Raw genomic sequence first — 18,136 nt, 5'->3', positions numbered from 1 at the left:
AGGCTAATGGTTGAGGTTCAAATTATCGATGCAGTATTACCGATTATTGCTTTAGTTATTTCAGCAATACTGACTATTCCAGCCTTTAAAGTAATTAGAAAAGCTAAGCATCAAACTGCCTTGACATTGGGCTGGTTCATTGCGGTTTTTACCGCTGCTGGTTTAGCTGTAACCAACTTGGTGATAACGTACTATAGTACTTCTCCGCCTCCTGTTGTAAATTTATCGTTGACTAATAGTGCGCTTTCAGTTTTCTCGAGTGCGCTTATGATTGACGCAATTTCTATTTACATGACAGTAATCATAATTGCACTAAGCGCCGTCATCACGCTCTACACCGTATTGTTTGTTAATTCAAGTGCTCGACCATCTGAGCGGTATTTCGCGATTATGCTTCTGCTCACTGCCTCTTTAATGGGCGCTGTCCTCTCAGGCGATTTGCTAACGCTCTTCATTTTCTGGGAAGCTGCCGCTGCAGGCGCAGGATTTATGATGCTCTACAAAAAGAGCGCGCTAACATTGAACTCCACCTTAAAATATTTAGTTATGATAATAATCGCTTCTGCCTTCGTGGTTTTCGGGCTTTCACTTGTTTATGGCATAACGGGCAGTCTTAACTTTGTGGCTGTACAGCAAGCACTGATGACTTTAAGTGATAAAACCCTCCTAGTCATTGCTTTCATATTCATTGCCACTGGCTACGCAATAGAGTCAGCAATCGTACCCTTCCACTTCTGGCTTCCTGACGCTTACACTGCTGCGCCATCAACATCCGCCGCCTTTCTCTCAGCACTTGTTGACCAAGGTAGCTACTACATCTTGATTCGAGTGCTCGTGTTTATTATAACGCCTACTGGAGCGTTGAACTGGACTTTCATGCTAGCCATAATGGCTGCACTGACCATGATTGTTGGCAACCTGTTTGCTCTAATTCAGGACAACGTGAAACGGTTAATTGCTAACATATGTGTCGCTGATGTCGGCTACAACTTGGTGGCAATCACAAGTTTCACTTCGCTGGGCATCATTGGTAATATGTACTTCTTCCTTATTGGAGGCATAACTACAGCGCTTGCGTTCATGGTAGTAGGCATCATTAACAGGCATGGGTTCCACACGCTTGAAGACTTCTCAGGGTTAGGCTGGAAAATGCCAATGGTCTGCTTAGCTTTAGTGATGGCTGGGATGTCGTTTGCTGGCGTTCCGCCCTTTGGAGGGTTCTTGGCTAAGTACTTAGTATTCACAGCAGCCATCGAGGCTAACCTGAGTTGGCTGGCAGTCATAGGTGTTTTAACAAGTGTATTGCAAACTGCGTACATATTTAGACTCGTCAATTACATGTATGCAAAAAAACCAAAAGATGAAACAAAAATTAAAGAGCCCAAACGGTTGCTTGTGCCAATCTTCATGCTGGTTGCCGCAATCATAGTGTTAGGCTTGTACCCAGACATCGTCTTCCATCTAGTAGATCCGGTAGTAGACCAGTTGCCCTTCATTACACTAACACTCTAACAACAAGTACGCGCTTGCAAGTGACTGGAACACCAAGCTAACCCCTAACACGTGCACTAAAAGTTAGCAAGCAATCAATGGCTGCTCAAAATTCGCAGTTTCACGATAAACAAATTTTAAGAGTATAAATATGGGGGTATAGAAAAAAATTGCAACTATTTCCTAATTTGTCCACTGCCCAAAACAACATACTTCGTCGTTGTCAAGTGCTGAACACTCATGGGTCCTCTTGCATGAAGCTTCTGCGTGCTGATGCCGATTTCTGCGCCTAAACCAAACTGGTTCCCATCCGTAAACCGCGTGGATGCATTCCAGTAAACTGCAGCTGAATCAACCTCTTTTAGGAACTTCATGGCTTTATCAAAGTCGCTTGTGACAATGCTGTCTGAATGATGCGTACCATACTTGTTGATATGCGCTATTGCTTCGTCCAAGCTATTGACGACTTTAACGCCTATTATTAGGTCCAAGTATTCAGTGTACCAATCCTCTTCAGTTGCCGCTTTCACGTCAGACACGATTTTGCGTGTTTCCTCATCGCCTCGAACTTCCACGCCGTTCTTGCGCAACTCAGCAATAATAACAGGCAAGTACTTACCAGCAATTTTACGGTGCACAATCAGCTTTTCTGCGGCATTGCAGACTCCAGGACGCTGAACTTTAGCGTTAATAACAATCGGAGTTGCCTTCTCTAAATCAGCATCTTCCTCAACGTAAATATGGCAGTTACCAGTTCCTGTCTCGATGACTGGGATGCGCGATTTCTCAACGACTGTTTTTATTAAGTCAGCTCCTCCGCGAGGAACAAGAACATCGATGTATCGCCGCATGCCCATCATCTCCTCTGCAACTTTGCGGTCAGGAGAATTAACAATCTGTATGGCATCAACAGGCACGTTTGTCCCCGATAGTGCATCCCGTAAAACCTCCCCGATGGCAACGTTAGAATTCAACGCGTCAGAACCACCGCGCAAAATCACAGCGTTCCCTGATTTGATGCAGATTCCCGCAGAATCAGAAGTAACATTAGGACGCGATTCGTAAATTACGCCAACTACACCCATGGGCACACGCACTTGACTGATTATCAAACCGTTCTCTCTTGTCCAAGTACTCAAAATTGAGCCAATAGGATCAGGCAAAGCAGAAACTTCCCTGAGCTCTTTCGCCATATTTTGAATTTTCTTTTGATCCAGTGACAAACGGTCAAGTAACGATGCCTTAAGACCTCTGGCTTTTGCGGCTTCCACGTCCAGCTTGTTTGCGGCTAAAATTTTCTCTACATTGGCTTCTAGAGCATTTGCCATTCTGCAGAGCGCAACGTTTTTTGCTTCTGTTGTGAGCTTTGCCATTTCAAACGAAGCAACTTTTGCTTTTTTGCATATTTCAAGCATCATTTTTTTCTTCCCCAATTAAGTGTATGTTTCTATGTTCGATGACTTCTTTAGGCTTATCGGAACCTAACTTTTTCTTAACATCAGAGACTTTTAACCCTTTAATCAGATTCAACTGGGTACTGTTGTAATTGGGGTTACCCCTAGCAAACTCAATGTTGTTCTCGTCTTCAAGGCTAACGACGTCTCCAACATCAAAAATGCCTTTAACCTTTGTGACCCCTACAGGCAAAAGGCTTGAGCCTTTTAAAATCGCTTTTTTCGCGCCTTCGTTAACCTGAATTGTGCCTTTTACTGCTGCACCATAAGCTATCCAACGCTTAACTGCAGGCATACGACTCTGAGGCTTAAAGTAAGTCCCCACGTCTTTCCCAGCTAAAATGTCCAAAACAACATTTTCCCGTCTACTGTTAGCTATAACCACGGGAATGCCGCAGGAAGTTGCGATTTCCGCTGCTTTAATTTTGCTTTGAATGCCTCCTCTGCCAAGCTTGCTTTTGCCGTTAAGCGAAGTTTTGAGTTCAGCAGTAATTTCATCGACTGTTTTTATCAGTTTTGCACCAACTTGAGAAGGGTCAGCAGTGTAGAGCCCATCCACATCAGAAAGTATAATGACTAAGTCGGCGCAGAGTGCTCCAGCAACCAGAACTGATAAGATGTCGTTATCGCTGAAATTAACCTTGTAACCTTCAGTTCGCATGAGTTCATCAACGGATGTCACGTCATTCTCGTTAATTATTGGAACAACACCAATTTTTAGAAGCAAGCCCAACACGTCACAGGTATGCACGTAGGATGCTCTGTTTGAAAGGTCCTCAGCTGTAAGTAGAATTTGGGCAACTTTTAAGTCATGTTTTTTGAAGAGTTCTCGGTATTTTGCCATGAGAACGCTCTGTCCAGTCGCTGCGGCTGCTTGCTGGAAAGCTACGTCTTTGGGTTTAGGGGGAATTCCCAACTCTGCTATGCCTGCTGCCACTGCGCCTGAAGTTACAAGAACAATTTTGTCGCCTTGTTTGGTGGCTGTGGCGATTTGGCTAGTCAGCTTTATCATTTCACGCTCGTCTAGTTTCCCATCACTTGTGGTTATGCCGCTTGTTCCAACCTTTACGACTACTAATCTTTGAGGCATAGCTTTATCACTTGAACTGTGCAGACTATTTGTGATATGTTCATCTTGCTTTTAAATGCAACCAAAGCATAATTTTTTGAAATATACAGCTTTTCGAAACAACGTTTATAATCATACCAAAGCGTCGTGTGTGTGCTTCGAGGAGTAATGTTGCAACAGAGAAAGGCTTCCAGCCAGCAGTCTATAACTGCTAAACAAAGAGTTTCCTTAGGATTTGCTGGCGTTCTCGTGGGCAAACTGCCTTTCTTGATTGCTTTCGCAGTTATATACGGCTTAGTGTTTATCAATTACATCGATATCGCGTCATCGGGGTTAAACTATGGCTACCACCTGTGGCTGGTTTTGATGTATTTCTTGCCGTTTGCAAGCCTTTCTATGCTCAGCCTAAAAAACTGGACGCTCACAACTGGGTTGGGACTTTTAGCATCGCTTATGAACGATGTATTCTACGGCTCTGTAAAATATCTGACAACAGGTTTAACGTATGACCTAAATCGCTACTATAGCCTTTGGCTTATACCTCAAAACAACCGCTTATTCACCTTAAACTTAGGTTTCACACAACTCCATGTATATTCGTGGATGATGGCACTATCAATATACTTAAGAATCGCATGCGTAATTGGGTTGTTTTGGTATTGGAAGAAACACGTAGAAAAAGCACCAGCAAAATAATCAACCAACCGAAGAAAAAGAGTAATTATAATTTGTCATAGTACATTTTTATCTATCTAGCAATAACAACTACTGCGGGACACAAGAAATTGAAAATAATAGAAAAAAATCTGAGGCAAGGCTTCCTTAAGGTTGTGCCTGATTCGCCTGATGACCTCTGGCACCTATACAATGTTGTATACAAGGGCGATGAGGTTTACGCTTACAGTTCCCGAGCCGTAAAAAACGATACGGAAGCGTCACGCCCCAAAAGCGCTGAACGCGTTTCAGCATTCATGGGCGTAAAAGTGGAATCCGTTAGCTGGGACAAGTTCCTTGGCAAACTTCGTGTTCACGGGCTGATTTGTCATGCGCCAGACATAATGCCCACTGGTGCTCATCATACACTAAACATTTCGTTGCATCAGCCCATGACAATAGTGAAGAAAGAGTGGCCAAAACACCTGCTTGATCGCCTCGTAAAAGCAAGCGAAACCGAAAAACCGTTGCTGATAATCTCTATTGACGATGAAGGGTTTGCTATAGCTGAAACTAAGCAGTACGGCTATGAAACAAGAGTTGAGCAGCGCATGCGGTTGCCAGGCAAAAAGGAAGCTGATAAACGTGTCGAAGCTACTAAAGCATATTTCAAGCTTGCACTAAATAGCCTAAACAAATTGTGGGCTCAAAATCACAATCCTATCGTTATAATTGGCGCTGGCTACGTAAAAAACGACTTTGTAAGCTATCTTGGTGACGAGTCAAAAGAGATGTCAAAATCTGTTGTTGATGTTAAAAGCGTTAACAACGGTGGCACAGCAGGAATTGATGAAGCTTTACGTTCAGGCGTTTTATTAAAGGCAGCGCATCAACTGCGCATTGTTGAAGAAACAGAAACAATGGAAGAAGTCATGAAACGGCTAGGCAAGGGCGAAGGCACTGTTACTTATGGGTTGGATGCAGTAGAAAACGCCATCATGCTGGGCGCAGTGGAAAAGCTCATTGTTGCAGACACAACGCTCCGCGAGGCAGATGAAACACAACGCCTCAAACTTGAGGAGCTAATGCGTCAAGTAGAAAAACGTAATGCCGCTATAACTGTTGTAAGCACTGAACATGAAGCAGGTTCAAAACTTCTCTCACTGGGCGGAATTGCTGCGCTCTTACGTTTTCCTCAATACAGAGATACAGCGTCTTAAGCAGATCTCAACCAAACTTGTAGTGCTTTTTAATTTTGTCTTTAATTTCCCATCTGCACTTGAGCCCTTGAGGAAAAACAACATAATCTCCAGCGCCAAACTCCACGCTACCCTCAGGGCACTCAACAACAGCTTTGCCTTTCAGGATTAGGCAAGTTTCTTGCTCATCGTATTCCCATGGGAAAGCCGATTTTTCTTTTTCCCAAATTGGCCATTTTTCCGCCTCTTGTTTTTCTTTTTCGCTTGGCTTTCTAACTTGAGGTTTCATGATTCATCAACCCAACATCTACTTATTTGATACTTGTTAACCTTTTAAATAATTACAAGTTGGTAAATAGTTTTTCTTAATCATACTTATTATGTTCATGCAGACACATCTGCATTCTAAATCTCTAACCTATTTGCGCCCTATTAGAAACTCATTGCAGAAACCTAAGGAGGGTAGGGTGCTATCGCAGCTTTTTGGTTCAAAAGTATGTTTAAAATCCCGCCTTTATATAGGGGGATAGGGGTAGTTGCAGAGCAAAAGATGTTAACACAACACAAGGGACTCGCTTTCCCAATTGGCTACATGATTGCTGGTTTAGCGTGCTAAAATTTAACTTGTTGCATGTGAATACTCAAGTGTAAATAGTTTTGGCAATTAAACTGGAAACTTGGTTGAGGAGAGACCAGTGATAGTAAAAGAGGCAGATTCTGAAGATGAACTAATGGTTGCAATTGAACTCGAATTAAATGAGGTTGTAAGTAAAGAGGTATGTGACGCTGTCTACGAAAACGTAAGCGTTACGCAAAAGGAAGACCAAAAAGAATTAAACAGCGAATGCCAGCAACGGAAAAGCGTAATAATGAATATTATCGCTAACTCAGTTAGTTTGCAACGACTATATTTCATTGTCCGCTCATCAATTATGGGTGGAATCACTGGATTACTCACTTTTATTATAATCAGTATTTTAAGGGTGACCGACTTCCCTATCTTAGTTTTAATTGGCATTGTCGTGTTCTTTGTTTCGTTAGCCCTGTCAAGGATTGCTGATAAACCGATAGTTAAAATCAGCCAAAAAATTGTTCAGTTGCTGAAAAAACACAGCCGCATTAGAAGCATCATCCTAAGGCGGTTATGACCCTGTGTTGTAGGTTTGCGGCAGTCACATACCAATATATCGCACAGAAGAGCCGTAAATAAAATAAGGTGGGTAAATAGTGATGCAACTAGTATTTAGATGCCCATTTTGCAAAGCACCAGCGTTCAGGACACGCTACATGCTTTGGAGGCACATGCATGAATGCATGCGGAAAAGGAAACAAGACGACCCAACGGTCGCTCTAAACCAAAACAATTTGGCTGTTGTCAGCATCGCAAACAGTTAATAAAATTTCTTTTCTCGTAATTAAAACCATTTTTAAATCAAAAAGGGGAAATTGAGAACTAAATTAAATCATCGTCAAGGTTAATGTTGCCTTAATACTGCTAAGGCTCCTTATCCGCTTCCAAATAATTTCTCGTACGTGATCAAAGGATTCTCCACTAACTTTAGCTACAATATCATAAGCACCTCTGGCAAGGTACACTTCTTCTACTTCATCAATCAGCTCCAAATCATGAAGGGCCACTTGGCTTGCCTCTGATTCAGCGGTGATAAAAACAAAAGCGCTCCTCTTAGGTTTCTCAAGAATAGCATCTGCCACAGAGGACGTTGTTATGACCGCGTGGGACTCTTCAAAAACATTTTCCATACTTTTTACCTCAACTGACTTAAGTGTGCTTAAAATCACTATTAAAGCTGAGTTGCTGTCAGGTTGCAACAACAAAGCATTATAAAATTCCGTTTATACACTTTTTAGTGGCAGCTGTAAAAAGCTGGGGCTTGGCGAAAACTGGCTTTTGCTTCGAAAGCGCAAGGAAAAGCTATGTGCCCATTCATTGACGTTTTTCGCCATCGGGGAGGAAGGAAGTAGGAGTAGGAATGGATGCTTGCCTTGTGCTTTCTATCCGCCAAGCCTAAATTTAAGTTGGGTTTACCCGTTTGGAGTTTTTAGCTCGATTAGTGAGTATATGTCATATTTGTTGCCGAGTGCTTTTCTTCCATTCAGATAGCCTAACTCGATGAGGAAGCCGATGCCGACTACTTTGCCGCCTAATTTTTCAACCAAATCAATATTGGCTTTTACTGTTCCGCCCGTAGCTAGCAAGTCATCAATGAGCAAAACGTTCTGCCCTTTCTCGATGGCGTCTTGATGAATTTCAATCGTGTCGCATTCATACTCTTTTTTGTAAGTTAAATCTATGCATTTGTAGGGCAGTTTGCCTTTTTTACGCACAGGCACAAAACCAACCCCTAATTCGTAAGCTAAAGCGGCGCCGACGATGAAGCCTCTTGCCTCGTTAGAAACAATTACGTCGATGGGTTTGCCTCGGTAGTGGTCTGCCAGTTGTTTGATGGTTTGTTTGAAGCATTCTTTATCTTTTAAAAGTGGGGTTATATCCCAGAAAACCACGCCTTTGAACTCAGGGATTCTTCGAACTTTGCTTTTTAAATCGATTTGTTTGTCAGTTTTGTTCATTTCAGTTTTTCTCCTGTTACACGAAAGCGCCTGTTAATGCGCTATTACATTTACAGCTGAATTCGCTGGGTGTTTTTGCGATGGTTTCAGCGATTATGCGCTTTAACTTCTCAATGTTGGTTCTCATTGTAGTTACAATATCATCTACGCATACCGCATGTTCCTTCCAGCAGTCATAATCTGTGACTGTTGAAATGTTTGCATAGCAGATTTCGGCTTCACGCGCCAACACGACTTCGGGGACCATTGTCATGCCGACAATGTCTGCGCCCCATTGGCGGTACATTTTTGATTCGGCTTTGGTTGAGAAGCGTGGGCCTTCGATGCAGACGTATGTGCCTGTTTGATGCATTTTGATTTTCAGGTCTTTGGCTACGTCGATTAGTGTTTTACGTAGTTGTGGGCACATGGGTTCTGCGACGGAGATGTGGCACACTTTAGCTTCTGTTATTGTATAGAAGGATTGTTCACGGCGTGTTGTTCGGTCGATGAATTGGTCTGTGAAAACTATGTCGCCGGGTGCGTAGTCTTCGCGTAGTGAGCCTACGGTTGAAGCCGCTAATATGCGTTTTACTCCGAGTCGTTTTAGGGCGAATATGTTGGCTCTTACATTGATGTCAGTTGGGCGTATGGTGTGTAGTTTTCCGTGTCGTGCTAAAAACGCTACTGATTTGCCGCTTAATTCGCCGATGGTTATGGCGTCTGAGGCTTTACCGTATGGCGTGTCTATCGTTATTTCTTGGACGTTTTTTAGAAGTTTGGGGTCGTAGAGTCCTGTTCCGCCGATTACTCCAAATTCTGCTTGCATGATTCTTTACTGTAAGCGTTTGGCTTATAAAAATAGCGTAACGGTGTTTGGCTTGTTTGTTTTTTCTTTAGTTGTTGTATGTGAGCCCCATCCACTCTTACAACATCAAGCAGCGGATTGTTTGAATTGGAGTGTTTTGGTTTTTGGGTTTATTTTGGGTTGCTTGCTGGTTGTGTAATGGTTACAAGCAGTTGAACAAAATAAAAGCGTTAGGCACGAGGATTTGAAAAGAGTAAATAGTTCTTGAAGGCGTGGACTGTCGCGTTTGCGTGCTTTTATTTGACTAACTGGCGTAATTCACTATGCTTTTCCTATGGTTACTTGAACCGTTTGTGTTTGTCCATCTCTGATGACAGTGAAATTCATTGTTTGACCTGGCAGTGCGTTTCGTTCAAGGTATGATAGTAAGTCATCGCCGTTAGTAATCCTCTGGCCGTTTATTGCGGTGATGATGTCTCCGCCGATGATTACGCGTGAGCCCATGATTGATTTTTGTGTGTCGCCGCCTTTGAGTCCGTTTTGTGTGGAGACACTTTCAACTAGCCAGCCGTAAGTTACTGGAGCGTTCATTGCTTGGGCGATTTGGTAGTTCATGTCTGTTCCCTGAGCGTTTATGGAGGGGTGCTGGTCGTAGGAGCCAGTAGTTACCAGCGAGTTTATTTCGCGGATGATTGTGCTTGATGGCACCGCAAAGCCTAAGCCTTCTGAGTTGCTGACAGCCGCGGTGGTTATACCTACCACTTCGCCTGCATAGTTGATTAGTGGTCCTCCTGAGTTGCCTGAGTTTATGGCAGTGCTTGTTTGAATCATATCAGGAATTGTTTGACTGTTTGTGCCTGAATCTGACACGGTTATTGTTCTGCCTAAAGCACTGATTACACCTGTGGTCAACGTGCCTGACAAGCCATATGGCGAACCAACTGCTACCACTGGGTCACCAACTTGTAACGTTGCAGAACTCACAAGCGTCAAAGCAACCGCATAGCTTGGCATCGAAGAAACAGAGAGGATTGCAAGGTCAGCTTTAGAGTCTGAGCCTAGTACTGTGGCGGGTAAGCTGTCGCCGTTTGCAAATGTTACGGTCACGTTTATGGAATCTTCAATCACATGGTTATTTGTCACCACAACGAGTTGGTTGTTAACCTTTACTACGAAGCCTGACCCCTGCTGTATGCTGTATCCCATAAGACCGCCGAAGAAACCGTATTGGGGAATAAGGTCTTTGATGACAACAACTGAATTTTTAACCTGCGCATAAAGATTAGCAAGCGACACGTTCGCATTATCACTCAACAAACATGTATTTGTTGAACTGCCGCTGGTAGAGCTTTGATAGTGCCCCATTTGACTCTGCAAACTGTTGAGTTTAGCATTGAAGTCCGCGTAAGTTACTGCATAACCAATGAAACCACCGCACAAGAGCCCGATTAGTACAAGGGCAAGAACAACACGAATCGTGAACCGCCGCCTTTTAGGGGGTGGTGGAGGAATTACAGGAGATAATTGTGGTTCTACATTTGGTTCCATATTGTTTTTCCCTTCTTAGTTTAAGTTGAGAATAAATCTTCATTTGAATATAGTTCTTTTTGGCAGTTTGGGCAAACATCATCAGTTATTTTGATGATACCTCCGCATTGTGGGCACTTACTTCTTTTCTTAGCTAAATGTAGTCCTTCCTTTTCTTTGCTGATTTTTCCATCTTTGAGCAGAAGCATTCGTTCAGTATGATGCGCCGCTTGACTATCATGTGTAACCATGATTATGGTGGTGCCTTGCGTTATGTTAAGGCTTGCCAGAAGTTTGATTATTTCTTGCTTGTTTTGTGTATCTAAATTGCCAGTCGGCTCATCAGCTAAAATGATAGCTGGATTATTAGCCAAGGCACGGGCAATAGCGACCCGTTGCTGTTCTCCTGCGCTTAGACGCTGTGGACGATGCGCCTCACGCCCTGATAACCCCACTGTTGCTAAAAGTTCGCTTGCACGTTTCTTCCTCTCGCTCTTTGATTTAATTCTGCCTTCCATCGGCAACTCAACGTTTTCTCTAGCGTTTAAGTACGGTAGCAGATTGAACGTTTGGAAGATAAAGCCCATCTTGTCGCGTCTAATTTTGTAGAGTTGGCTCTCTGGCATGTCGCCAACATTTATGCCGTCTAAGATTACTTGTCCGCTAGTGGGTTTGTCGATGCATCCGATAACGTTAAGCAGTGTGGTTTTGCCTGAACCTGATGGACCCATGATTGCAATAAACTCGCCAGCATTCACTTCAAGGTTTAAGTTTGTTAAGGCGGCAAAGGGTCGTTTTCCAAGCATGTAGATCTTGTTTAGGTTTTCAATCTGAAGTACAGGTTTACTCATATCTCATTGCCTCCGCAGGTCTGATTTTTGCTGCTCTCCAAGCAGGATACAAACTGCCCAATGCCCCAAGCACCACGGCTGCTCCGAAAGCTAACAAAATCAGCTCCAGATTAATGGAAACCGCCGCCGCTTGCACTGCGGCAGTTCTCGCTAATCCGCCCGAAGTGCCAAATAGGTTTACGCTTGGAAGCAGAAGAGACGAAAGCGTTGGTGCAGCAACAACGCCTATTGCAATGCCGACTGCACCAGCTATTAGGCTCAACAGAACGCCTTCAAGCATGAATTGCCCCATCACGTTTGCGTTGCTAAATCCAATTGCTTTGAGTGTACCAATCTCTTTGGTGCGCTCCTTAACAGTGTAGAGCATTACGAACAGCACTATGAGGCTTGTTGCTGCCACAACAACAATAATTTCTTGGGTCGCTGTAGCTTGAGTTTGAGCAAGTGATGCTTCCGCATTAGCCAAAGCAGTTTCATAGGTTGCTTGTGTGGTCTGCAACCTCTCTAGTGTATCTTGAGCAGTACTGACAGTGAGTTCCGAATGTAATGTCCTGATGTCGCTGGCAACTTGCGAAACAATGGCGCTGTCAGCTGCAAAAACTCTTAGGCTCGTAATGTATCCAGTGTTGTTAGTTACCGTTTGTGCATCAGATAAATTCATGTATAATGTGTTTATGTTTGAAATGCCTGACGTGCCATGAATGCCTACTACCGTAAAAGATTCGCCTAAAATTGTTATTGTATCGCCTACTCCAGCGCCAAAACAGATAGTGTTATTTTCGCTTAACACGACGACGCCGCTGTCGCCTGCTTGCAGGTTTCTGCCTGCCGTAATGTTTGTCGGAAGAATGTTGTAATTAATAAGCTCTGATGTTAAGGGAATACCTTCAATAACATAGTCTTCTTCAATAACTGAAAAGGTTCTGCCCATGAATTCCCTTGTAACATTATCACCCTGCGTCGCAATCAAAATAGGTGCAACAGCAACAACACCGTTGATTTCGGAAATATCCACATAAAGACTTTCATTCATTGGATTCGCTTGTCCACCACCAAACGAGCCACCGCCAAACCGCCCCGGCATGGTGCCACCGCCAAATTGACTAGGATCAAAGCCGCCACCACCTTGTGGAACGCTCCCCATATTAGGTGATTGTTGCTGAGTAGAGCCCGTCCTATTGGGCGCTTGAAAACCAAAGCCTGCAAATTCTGACGCCAAACTGCAGTCTATTTGAGTTAATGTTTCATTGATTGATTGCTCAGTTTGGCTTATAGTATTGCTCAATTCCGAAGCCAATCTATTTGCGCTTTCCTGATTGGCCAAAACTCCCGCTGGAATTGAAATCATAATTGACATGGAAAATCCTAACGCAATAATAACCAGTAACGCACGAATTTTTCTCCTTGAAATATTCCTTATAGCTCTATTAATTATTCCCATTTATTACACCTTGGCAGATAAAAATAGGCAACCAAAAAGGAGCCAAACAAAAGGGGTGTTCTAATTTGGACAGTTTTTGGGCATTTGGGCTTATACTCATTTTCAAACTCCTTTTTGGTTACCTTGTCCTGCCTATCGATGATAGGTTATTAAACGATTTTTCAAAATCTTACCCAAATTCAACCCCAATTAGGTTTGTCTGGTCAAATTTTTGTCAAGTTTCAAAAGGTCACCTTTATAACTTGATTTAAAATAACAGAGTGACGTAGAATCCCTCATTCACGGAGCGGTAACTCATGTCGATAAACGCGCGTTCACTAAAGTACCTTCTTGGCTGGCTAATCACAGGTACCAGAGGTGGACCGACCCGCGCGAAAATAATTGAGGCGTTAAAAGAAACTCCGCTCAATGCGAACCAACTGGCAACACTGCTGAAGATGGATTATAAAACGATGCGGCATCACCTTGACGTTTTGGAGAAAAACAAAATCATCACCTCTATCGGTGACAGGTACGGCGCAACATATTTTCTGTCGCAAACAATGGAAGAGAACTATGCTCTGTTTGAGGAGATTGCGGGTAAAATCGGGAAAAAGTAGAAAAAGGAGATAAAACTAAGATGGAAAAAGAAATGAAAAGCGAAAATCGATTAAAATTCGGCTTAGTGGCTTCAATATTAATAGCGGTTGCTTTTCTGGCAGCCTACTGGGTAACAGTAAAACTTGAAAATACGACATTTCCACTTCGTCCCCTTCCACCGGGAAGCTACGTACCTGGCGACCTAGAATTCTTCTACTTTACATCAACAATCATTTCGACAATAAACATAGCTATGCTCATAATGTTACTAGTAACGTACCTCAACATTTACATGAAAACCCGCTCCCCCTTCACAATTGGATTAATCATTTTTGCAGCAGCATTCTTGATGAAAGATGTAGCAGCCAGCCCATTTGTAACGGGACTCTTCAACTTTAGAGCATTCGGACTTGGGCCATTTGTTTTCCTTCCAGGCATGTTCGAGCTTGCTGCATTATCTGTCTTACTGTACTTGAGCATAAAGTACTAAGCAAATCAACACCGGGCGTAATTCTGTTTTCGCTCGTTCAGGTTGCGTTTGGGTTCGATTTGGAAATAGCTATTTATATAAACAGTTTCTAAACGTAAAACAAAACGGATGAAGGATATGACACAAGAACCAATAGCTAAAAAAAGGAACAAAACGGTCATAGCCTTAGCGATAATTTGCATAATCCTTGCCGCTAGTTTAATCGGTGTAATCGCAGTTTATCAACCAACTATTCTGCAGGAAGAATTAGCTGAGAAGGATGCCCTCATCAGTTCCTTACAGGCGCAGATTGGGTCGCTTCAATATCAGCTTGCGCAAGCACCTAACGCAACAACATACCAAGCACAAATTACAAGCCTAAATCAACAAATTACAATACTGAATGATACATTGACGAGTGCATATGCGAGTATTGTTTCTATGCAACGTGCCTTGAATTTGGAGCTAACTGCACTTTTATTCGATGACTCTTTTACCCAAAACGCTAATACAACCACAGAAGTGTGGACTAATATAGTAGAGACTGCTGGCTACATTACAATCGCAGCACAAGCAACCGCAAACACAACCTACGCAGAAATACTATTCGTTATGGGCGAAACCAACTTTAACTATAACCAAACAATAGGCACCAGCGGAACCGCCATATTCCCAGTACTGCCCGGAACAGTGCAAATCAAAATCGGCAACATAAACCAAGCAGAGTCTAACAGTGTTAACGCAACCATCAGATACTACTACTAACCCTTTTTCTTCTTAGTGAACAAACATTCAAGATATTAAAAAGAAGCGCCGGGAATGGGATTCGAACCCATGCGGACCAGAAGGTCCACGGGCTCTCAAGGCCCGCGCGTTAACCACTCTGCCATCCCGGCTCTTTTGAGTGTAATTGGGGTTCTTGTTTATTTCTGTTTTTGCACAAGTCAAGGTTTGGTAAAGGTAATAAGGTGCTTTGAACATTGCGGATGCCTATGGCGAACAATATTACAGTTTCCATGAGCGCTGAACTGCTTGAGGCAATCTTTGAAGGCGCAAGGCACCTTTACCCAAAAGAAACCATTCTGTTGCTACGTGGCAAAAAGAAAAAAGACACCATCCGCATAGTTGACCTTGTGATTCCTCCCCTAGCAACTTATGGGCATGGCTTTGCCAACTACCCTCTGCATCTTTTGCCGATGGATTTCTCGCTGGTCGGCACAGTGCACTCGCATCCGTCAGGTAACAAAACGCCGTCAGACGTGGATTTTAACCATTTCTTCGGCAGAATCATGATGATAGTCGGCTACCCCTACGCTACCCCACAGGATGTTGTGGCTTACAATGCACGTGGAGAAAAAATTCCAATAGAAATCACTGATAAATAAACTATTTGCATGCAGCTTTGTAGGCTTCGATGTACTCCATGGCGAATTGGTTAGCGTTTTTCTCCGTGCCCCTGTGCATCTTATCCACCGATTTACACCGTAAGTGATGATAGAATTCGTGGATTATGACGAAAGGATTAATGAGCGCATCGCTGTTTAAAACAGAGATGGTCTCGTTTTTTGCTGTGTAACAGCCGAATGCTTTTATCTTGTGCTTTTTAGGTAAGCCAACTTTTAATTTCGGTGCTCTTACCTTATAATTGTTTGACAACAAAGTCAGTGCTTCTTCTGTTCGTCCACTAAGTATAAGCCATACAACTGCTTGTTTGAATTTATCCTGAGCCATTAAACCAAGAGAAAAGATTTACTAGCATTTATAGAAATCTATCTTCCTTTTGGTTCAGCGATTAAGTGCGGTTGCACTTCTCGCAAACTAATCTGTCTACCATGCACAACCCACGTATAACCGTAAGTCCGTAGAATACTCTTTATATTTTCCAGTTCTTCTGCAAAGGTTTTAGCTGCTTTGCCTGTTGCTTTATGCACTTCTATGATTAGGCGTGGTCTATTTTTTGAATGGTGCCTTTAGCGCCCTCAAGTATGGGTGTTTCATACCCTTCCGTATCGATTTTTATTATGCCTATGTCAGGGATGGCTAGGCTATCCAGCGAACGCACAGCTATATCGATGGTTCCCCCTTTATGGAGCCCCTTAAGTTCTGCATCCATGGAACCGCTTAAAGAGAAAGCTGCTAACCCCAGTCGCCCTACCCTGTCTTTGTCGCCTAAAGCGTAAGGGTAAGCATGAACATTCGGGTACGCCTGTGTTCTGCTTTTCAAGATAGCATACGCTTTGGGGCTTGGTTCAAAACAGTAAACCTGCCGCCCCTGCTTTGCAACGTATATTGTCCACAAGCCGATACTTGCTCCAACGTCAACAAGGCATTTCCCCGCTTCAGGAACCATGTACTTGGTGAGAAAACTTTCATCACCAAAATCATCTTCTTTTATTTCGTCTGACTTTGTGAAATGCTCATATACTGCTGTAGGCATCGGAAAACCTCTGCGGTAAATCACGTTTAAAACAATCGTTGCAGTTTTTCGGAGGCTCTTCTGCCAAATAATATCTTCCATTTGTATTCTGATTTTATCGTAGACTCGAGTTGCCGTGGTCAACATTTCGGGTACGGAGCTTGATATATTCGTTGAATATAAAATCCTTTGGGGCAAATTTTTTGTGGCTACGTGCCATATGTTCCTGTTCTGATTTTCTCAACTAGCAGATGGATGAATTCTATCGGCCAAACGTCATCGCAAACGTCGTCTGTTAGAATTTTGCGTTGATGGTACATGGGGATTAAATCGTTCTTGAGCAATAGTATTAGCAGAAATTTGTGCCCGTACGTACGTTTGAAGAGGGAGTATTTTTTTGCTTGCCTTTTAGTCATTTCAAAATGTGGCTCTAGAATAATTTTTCTACCTTGAACAGTTTTTTCCAAAATGAAGTCGGGTGTGTAAACTTCGTTAGCGTTTGGAAGCGGAAAACTGATGGTTTCGTATCCATATGGGATGTGCATTTTAAGAAGTGTGAGGGCGGTTTTTTTCTCCCATCCGCTTTTGTAGCGGCTCATTTTCTGATAGTAGGCTTGAGATTGACCTGTGATTTTTTGCATTCGGTCCAGAAAATCCAACGCCGTTTTTAGCGTGTAGCGGTTTAGAGTCTTTTGTTTTAGCCATCTACCTAAGAGGAAGAATGGGTAGTCTACTTTTGCGGGGTCTTGGGGAAAGAGGTGTTTGGCGAAGTCGGTTAATTTTTGTCTGGCTTCGGTTGCTGTTTTATCGTCTTTCCAGAGGGAAAGTGATGCAGTGTTTATTATGCCTAGGCTTGTGGCGACGTTGGCGTTTTCTCTTGTTAGAGGTACTTGGAGGTCTTCAGGGAGAAGGTGGTCGTAGATTTGTAGGTCAGGTTGCGGTCTAACCATCCAGCGCATGTAAATCCACGTTCTGTCCTTGTGCGGTCCATCAAGTGCCGGAATGTTTTGTGCTATGTCTTCGATGAAATTGCTTGGTTTAGTGAACTTTTGGGCGTATTTAAGAAGGTTTCTTTCTGCTTTCATTCTGACAAACATGTTGACTGATGCTAGGATTTCGGATGCTGCTTGCTTGTTTGGACCAAGGTCATGGTAGAAGTCGGATTTTACAATTTCTTCCTCAAAAATATGTGGTTTTTTTATTTCAAAGAGGCTGTTACCAAAGGCAGTGTGAAGGTAGGCGATTAGCATGCGGGCGTTCTCTGGGTAGCCGACTATGTTATCATCGAGTATGGATGCGGCGAGCAAAAAGTAGTGGGCGATTATTTTTCTGTCTTCATACTTGTCTGAGTAGGGATTAAAGAGCAATCGTGGGCTCATGCGCCTGTCCCATTGGATATCAGGTACGTTTGAATTTTTATTGATGAATTCTACTAATAGGGACATCACTTCATCAGTTGCATCCATGACCTCTTACCCAGATGGTATAATGTGTATTATGTGCCTTAAAACTGCTGTTGTAGCAAGCTAGCATTTAGGAAATGGTTTAATAGTTGCAGAAAAATCAAATAAAGCAACGCATCACAGACGAAGCGCCTATATAGGAAAACA

The 18,136-nt window shown here is 43.0% G+C and carries 21 protein-coding genes and 1 tRNA gene; 9 read left to right on the top strand and 13 right to left on the bottom strand.

Annotated features, from left to right (window positions below; translation table 11 throughout):
• The first annotated feature begins 6 nt into the window (after positions 1-6).
• Complete coding sequence (locus NWE95_05585) at positions 7-1,512, top strand: NADH-quinone oxidoreductase subunit N (protein ID MCW4003367.1); 1,506 nt, start codon at positions 7-9, stop codon at positions 1,510-1,512.
• A gap of 155 nt (positions 1,513-1,667) precedes the next feature.
• Here NWE95_05585 and NWE95_05580 read toward each other — a convergent pair whose 3' ends face one another.
• Positions 1,668-2,906 carry a glutamate-5-semialdehyde dehydrogenase gene (locus NWE95_05580; GenBank protein MCW4003366.1) on the bottom strand — a complete coding sequence of 413 codons (1,239 nt, stop codon included), beginning with the start codon at positions 2,904-2,906 and terminating at the stop codon, positions 1,668-1,670.
• Positions 2,899-4,035 (bottom strand): glutamate 5-kinase, encoded by a 1,137-nt coding sequence (gene proB, locus NWE95_05575; protein MCW4003365.1) that lies wholly within the window; start codon positions 4,033-4,035, stop codon positions 2,899-2,901. Before proB ends, NWE95_05580 begins: the two co-directional genes overlap by 8 nt.
• A 147-nt stretch (positions 4,036-4,182) precedes the next feature.
• On the opposite strand from proB, the gene NWE95_05570 reads away from it, so the two are divergent.
• Both NWE95_05570 and NWE95_05565 read left to right on the top strand, forming a co-directional pair.
• Complete coding sequence (locus NWE95_05570; protein MCW4003364.1) at positions 4,183-4,710, top strand: hypothetical protein; 528 nt, start codon at positions 4,183-4,185, stop codon at positions 4,708-4,710.
• An 89-nt stretch (positions 4,711-4,799) separates the two neighbouring features.
• Positions 4,800-5,888, top strand: coding sequence for an mRNA surveillance protein pelota (locus NWE95_05565; GenBank protein MCW4003363.1), 1,089 nt, complete (start codon positions 4,800-4,802; stop codon positions 5,886-5,888).
• 7 nt (positions 5,889-5,895) lie between these two features.
• Here NWE95_05565 and NWE95_05560 read toward each other — a convergent pair whose 3' ends face one another.
• Positions 5,896-6,156: a cupin domain-containing protein gene (locus NWE95_05560; GenBank protein ID MCW4003362.1), complete on the bottom strand. Its 261-nt coding sequence runs from the start codon at positions 6,154-6,156 to the stop codon at positions 5,896-5,898.
• 406 nt (positions 6,157-6,562) lie between these two features.
• Between NWE95_05560 and NWE95_05555 the strand changes: the two genes are divergently transcribed.
• Both NWE95_05555 and NWE95_05550 read left to right on the top strand, forming a co-directional pair.
• Positions 6,563-7,015 carry a hypothetical protein gene (locus tag NWE95_05555; protein MCW4003361.1) on the top strand — a complete coding sequence of 151 codons (453 nt, stop codon included), beginning with the start codon at positions 6,563-6,565 and terminating at the stop codon, positions 7,013-7,015.
• A gap of 79 nt (positions 7,016-7,094) precedes the next feature.
• Positions 7,095-7,262: a hypothetical protein gene (locus tag NWE95_05550; GenBank protein ID MCW4003360.1), complete on the top strand. Its 168-nt coding sequence runs from the start codon at positions 7,095-7,097 to the stop codon at positions 7,260-7,262.
• Between the two features lie 63 nt (positions 7,263-7,325).
• Here the strand turns inward: NWE95_05550 and NWE95_05545 are convergent, their stop codons facing one another.
• From NWE95_05545 to NWE95_05520, 6 genes are all read right to left on the bottom strand, one after another.
• A complete protein-coding gene (locus NWE95_05545; protein ID MCW4003359.1) occupies positions 7,326-7,628 on the bottom strand; it encodes an Lrp/AsnC ligand binding domain-containing protein in 303 nt (100 codons plus the stop codon).
• A 282-nt stretch (positions 7,629-7,910) separates the two neighbouring features.
• A complete protein-coding gene (gene apt, locus NWE95_05540) occupies positions 7,911-8,435 on the bottom strand; it encodes an adenine phosphoribosyltransferase (protein MCW4003358.1) in 525 nt (174 codons plus the stop codon).
• A 37-nt stretch (positions 8,436-8,472) separates the two neighbouring features.
• The gene (mtnP, locus tag NWE95_05535; protein ID MCW4003357.1) at positions 8,473-9,264 is read right to left on the bottom strand and encodes an S-methyl-5'-thioadenosine phosphorylase; all 792 of its coding nucleotides are present in this window, start codon (positions 9,262-9,264) and stop codon (positions 8,473-8,475) included.
• A 300-nt stretch (positions 9,265-9,564) separates the two neighbouring features.
• On the bottom strand, positions 9,565-10,791 hold the full coding sequence (locus NWE95_05530; GenBank protein ID MCW4003356.1) for a trypsin-like peptidase domain-containing protein: 1,227 nt from the start codon (positions 10,789-10,791) through the stop codon (positions 9,565-9,567).
• Positions 10,792-10,811: 20 nt separating this feature from the next.
• A complete protein-coding gene (locus NWE95_05525) occupies positions 10,812-11,621 on the bottom strand; it encodes an ATP-binding cassette domain-containing protein (protein ID MCW4003355.1) in 810 nt (269 codons plus the stop codon).
• Entirely contained in the window at positions 11,614-12,918 is a 1,305-nt protein-coding gene (locus NWE95_05520) for an FtsX-like permease family protein (protein MCW4003354.1), read from the bottom strand. The genes NWE95_05525 and NWE95_05520 overlap by 8 nt, the downstream gene beginning before the upstream one ends.
• 440 nt (positions 12,919-13,358) lie before the next feature.
• Here NWE95_05520 and NWE95_05515 point away from each other — a divergent pair, with 440 nt between their 5' ends.
• The 3 genes from NWE95_05515 (at position 13,359) to NWE95_05505 (ending at position 14,875) form a co-directional block, all read left to right on the top strand.
• Complete coding sequence (locus NWE95_05515; GenBank protein MCW4003353.1) at positions 13,359-13,661, top strand: winged helix-turn-helix domain-containing protein; 303 nt, start codon at positions 13,359-13,361, stop codon at positions 13,659-13,661.
• A 20-nt stretch (positions 13,662-13,681) separates the two neighbouring features.
• Positions 13,682-14,131 (top strand): hypothetical protein, encoded by a 450-nt coding sequence (locus NWE95_05510; protein ID MCW4003352.1) that lies wholly within the window; start codon positions 13,682-13,684, stop codon positions 14,129-14,131.
• Between the two features lie 117 nt (positions 14,132-14,248).
• Complete coding sequence (locus NWE95_05505; protein MCW4003351.1) at positions 14,249-14,875, top strand: hypothetical protein; 627 nt, start codon at positions 14,249-14,251, stop codon at positions 14,873-14,875.
• Positions 14,876-14,921: 46 nt separating this feature from the next.
• On the opposite strand, the gene NWE95_05500 is transcribed toward NWE95_05505, so the two are convergent.
• Positions 14,922-15,006 (bottom strand) — tRNA-Ser (locus NWE95_05500).
• A 96-nt stretch (positions 15,007-15,102) separates the two neighbouring features.
• Here NWE95_05500 and NWE95_05495 point away from each other — a divergent pair.
• The gene (locus NWE95_05495) at positions 15,103-15,495 is read left to right on the top strand and encodes a Mov34/MPN/PAD-1 family protein (protein MCW4003350.1); all 393 of its coding nucleotides are present in this window, start codon (positions 15,103-15,105) and stop codon (positions 15,493-15,495) included.
• Position 15,496: 1 nt separating this feature from the next.
• Here the strand turns inward: NWE95_05495 and NWE95_05490 are convergent, their stop codons facing one another.
• From NWE95_05490 to NWE95_05480, 3 genes are all read right to left on the bottom strand, one after another.
• Positions 15,497-15,841 carry a hypothetical protein gene (locus NWE95_05490; protein MCW4003349.1) on the bottom strand — a complete coding sequence of 115 codons (345 nt, stop codon included), beginning with the start codon at positions 15,839-15,841 and terminating at the stop codon, positions 15,497-15,499.
• A 208-nt stretch (positions 15,842-16,049) separates the two neighbouring features.
• On the bottom strand, positions 16,050-16,673 hold the full coding sequence (locus NWE95_05485; GenBank protein ID MCW4003348.1) for an FkbM family methyltransferase: 624 nt from the start codon (positions 16,671-16,673) through the stop codon (positions 16,050-16,052).
• Between the two features lie 62 nt (positions 16,674-16,735).
• Entirely contained in the window at positions 16,736-17,992 is a 1,257-nt protein-coding gene (locus NWE95_05480) for a DUF2400 family protein (protein MCW4003347.1), read from the bottom strand.
• Between the last annotated feature and the right edge of the window lie 144 nt (positions 17,993-18,136).

The organism is Candidatus Bathyarchaeota archaeon (assembly GCA_026014725.1).
Taxonomy (GTDB): domain Archaea; phylum Thermoproteota; class Bathyarchaeia; order Bathyarchaeales; family Bathycorpusculaceae; genus Bathycorpusculum.
This window is presented reverse-complemented; position numbering and strand designations above follow the sequence as displayed.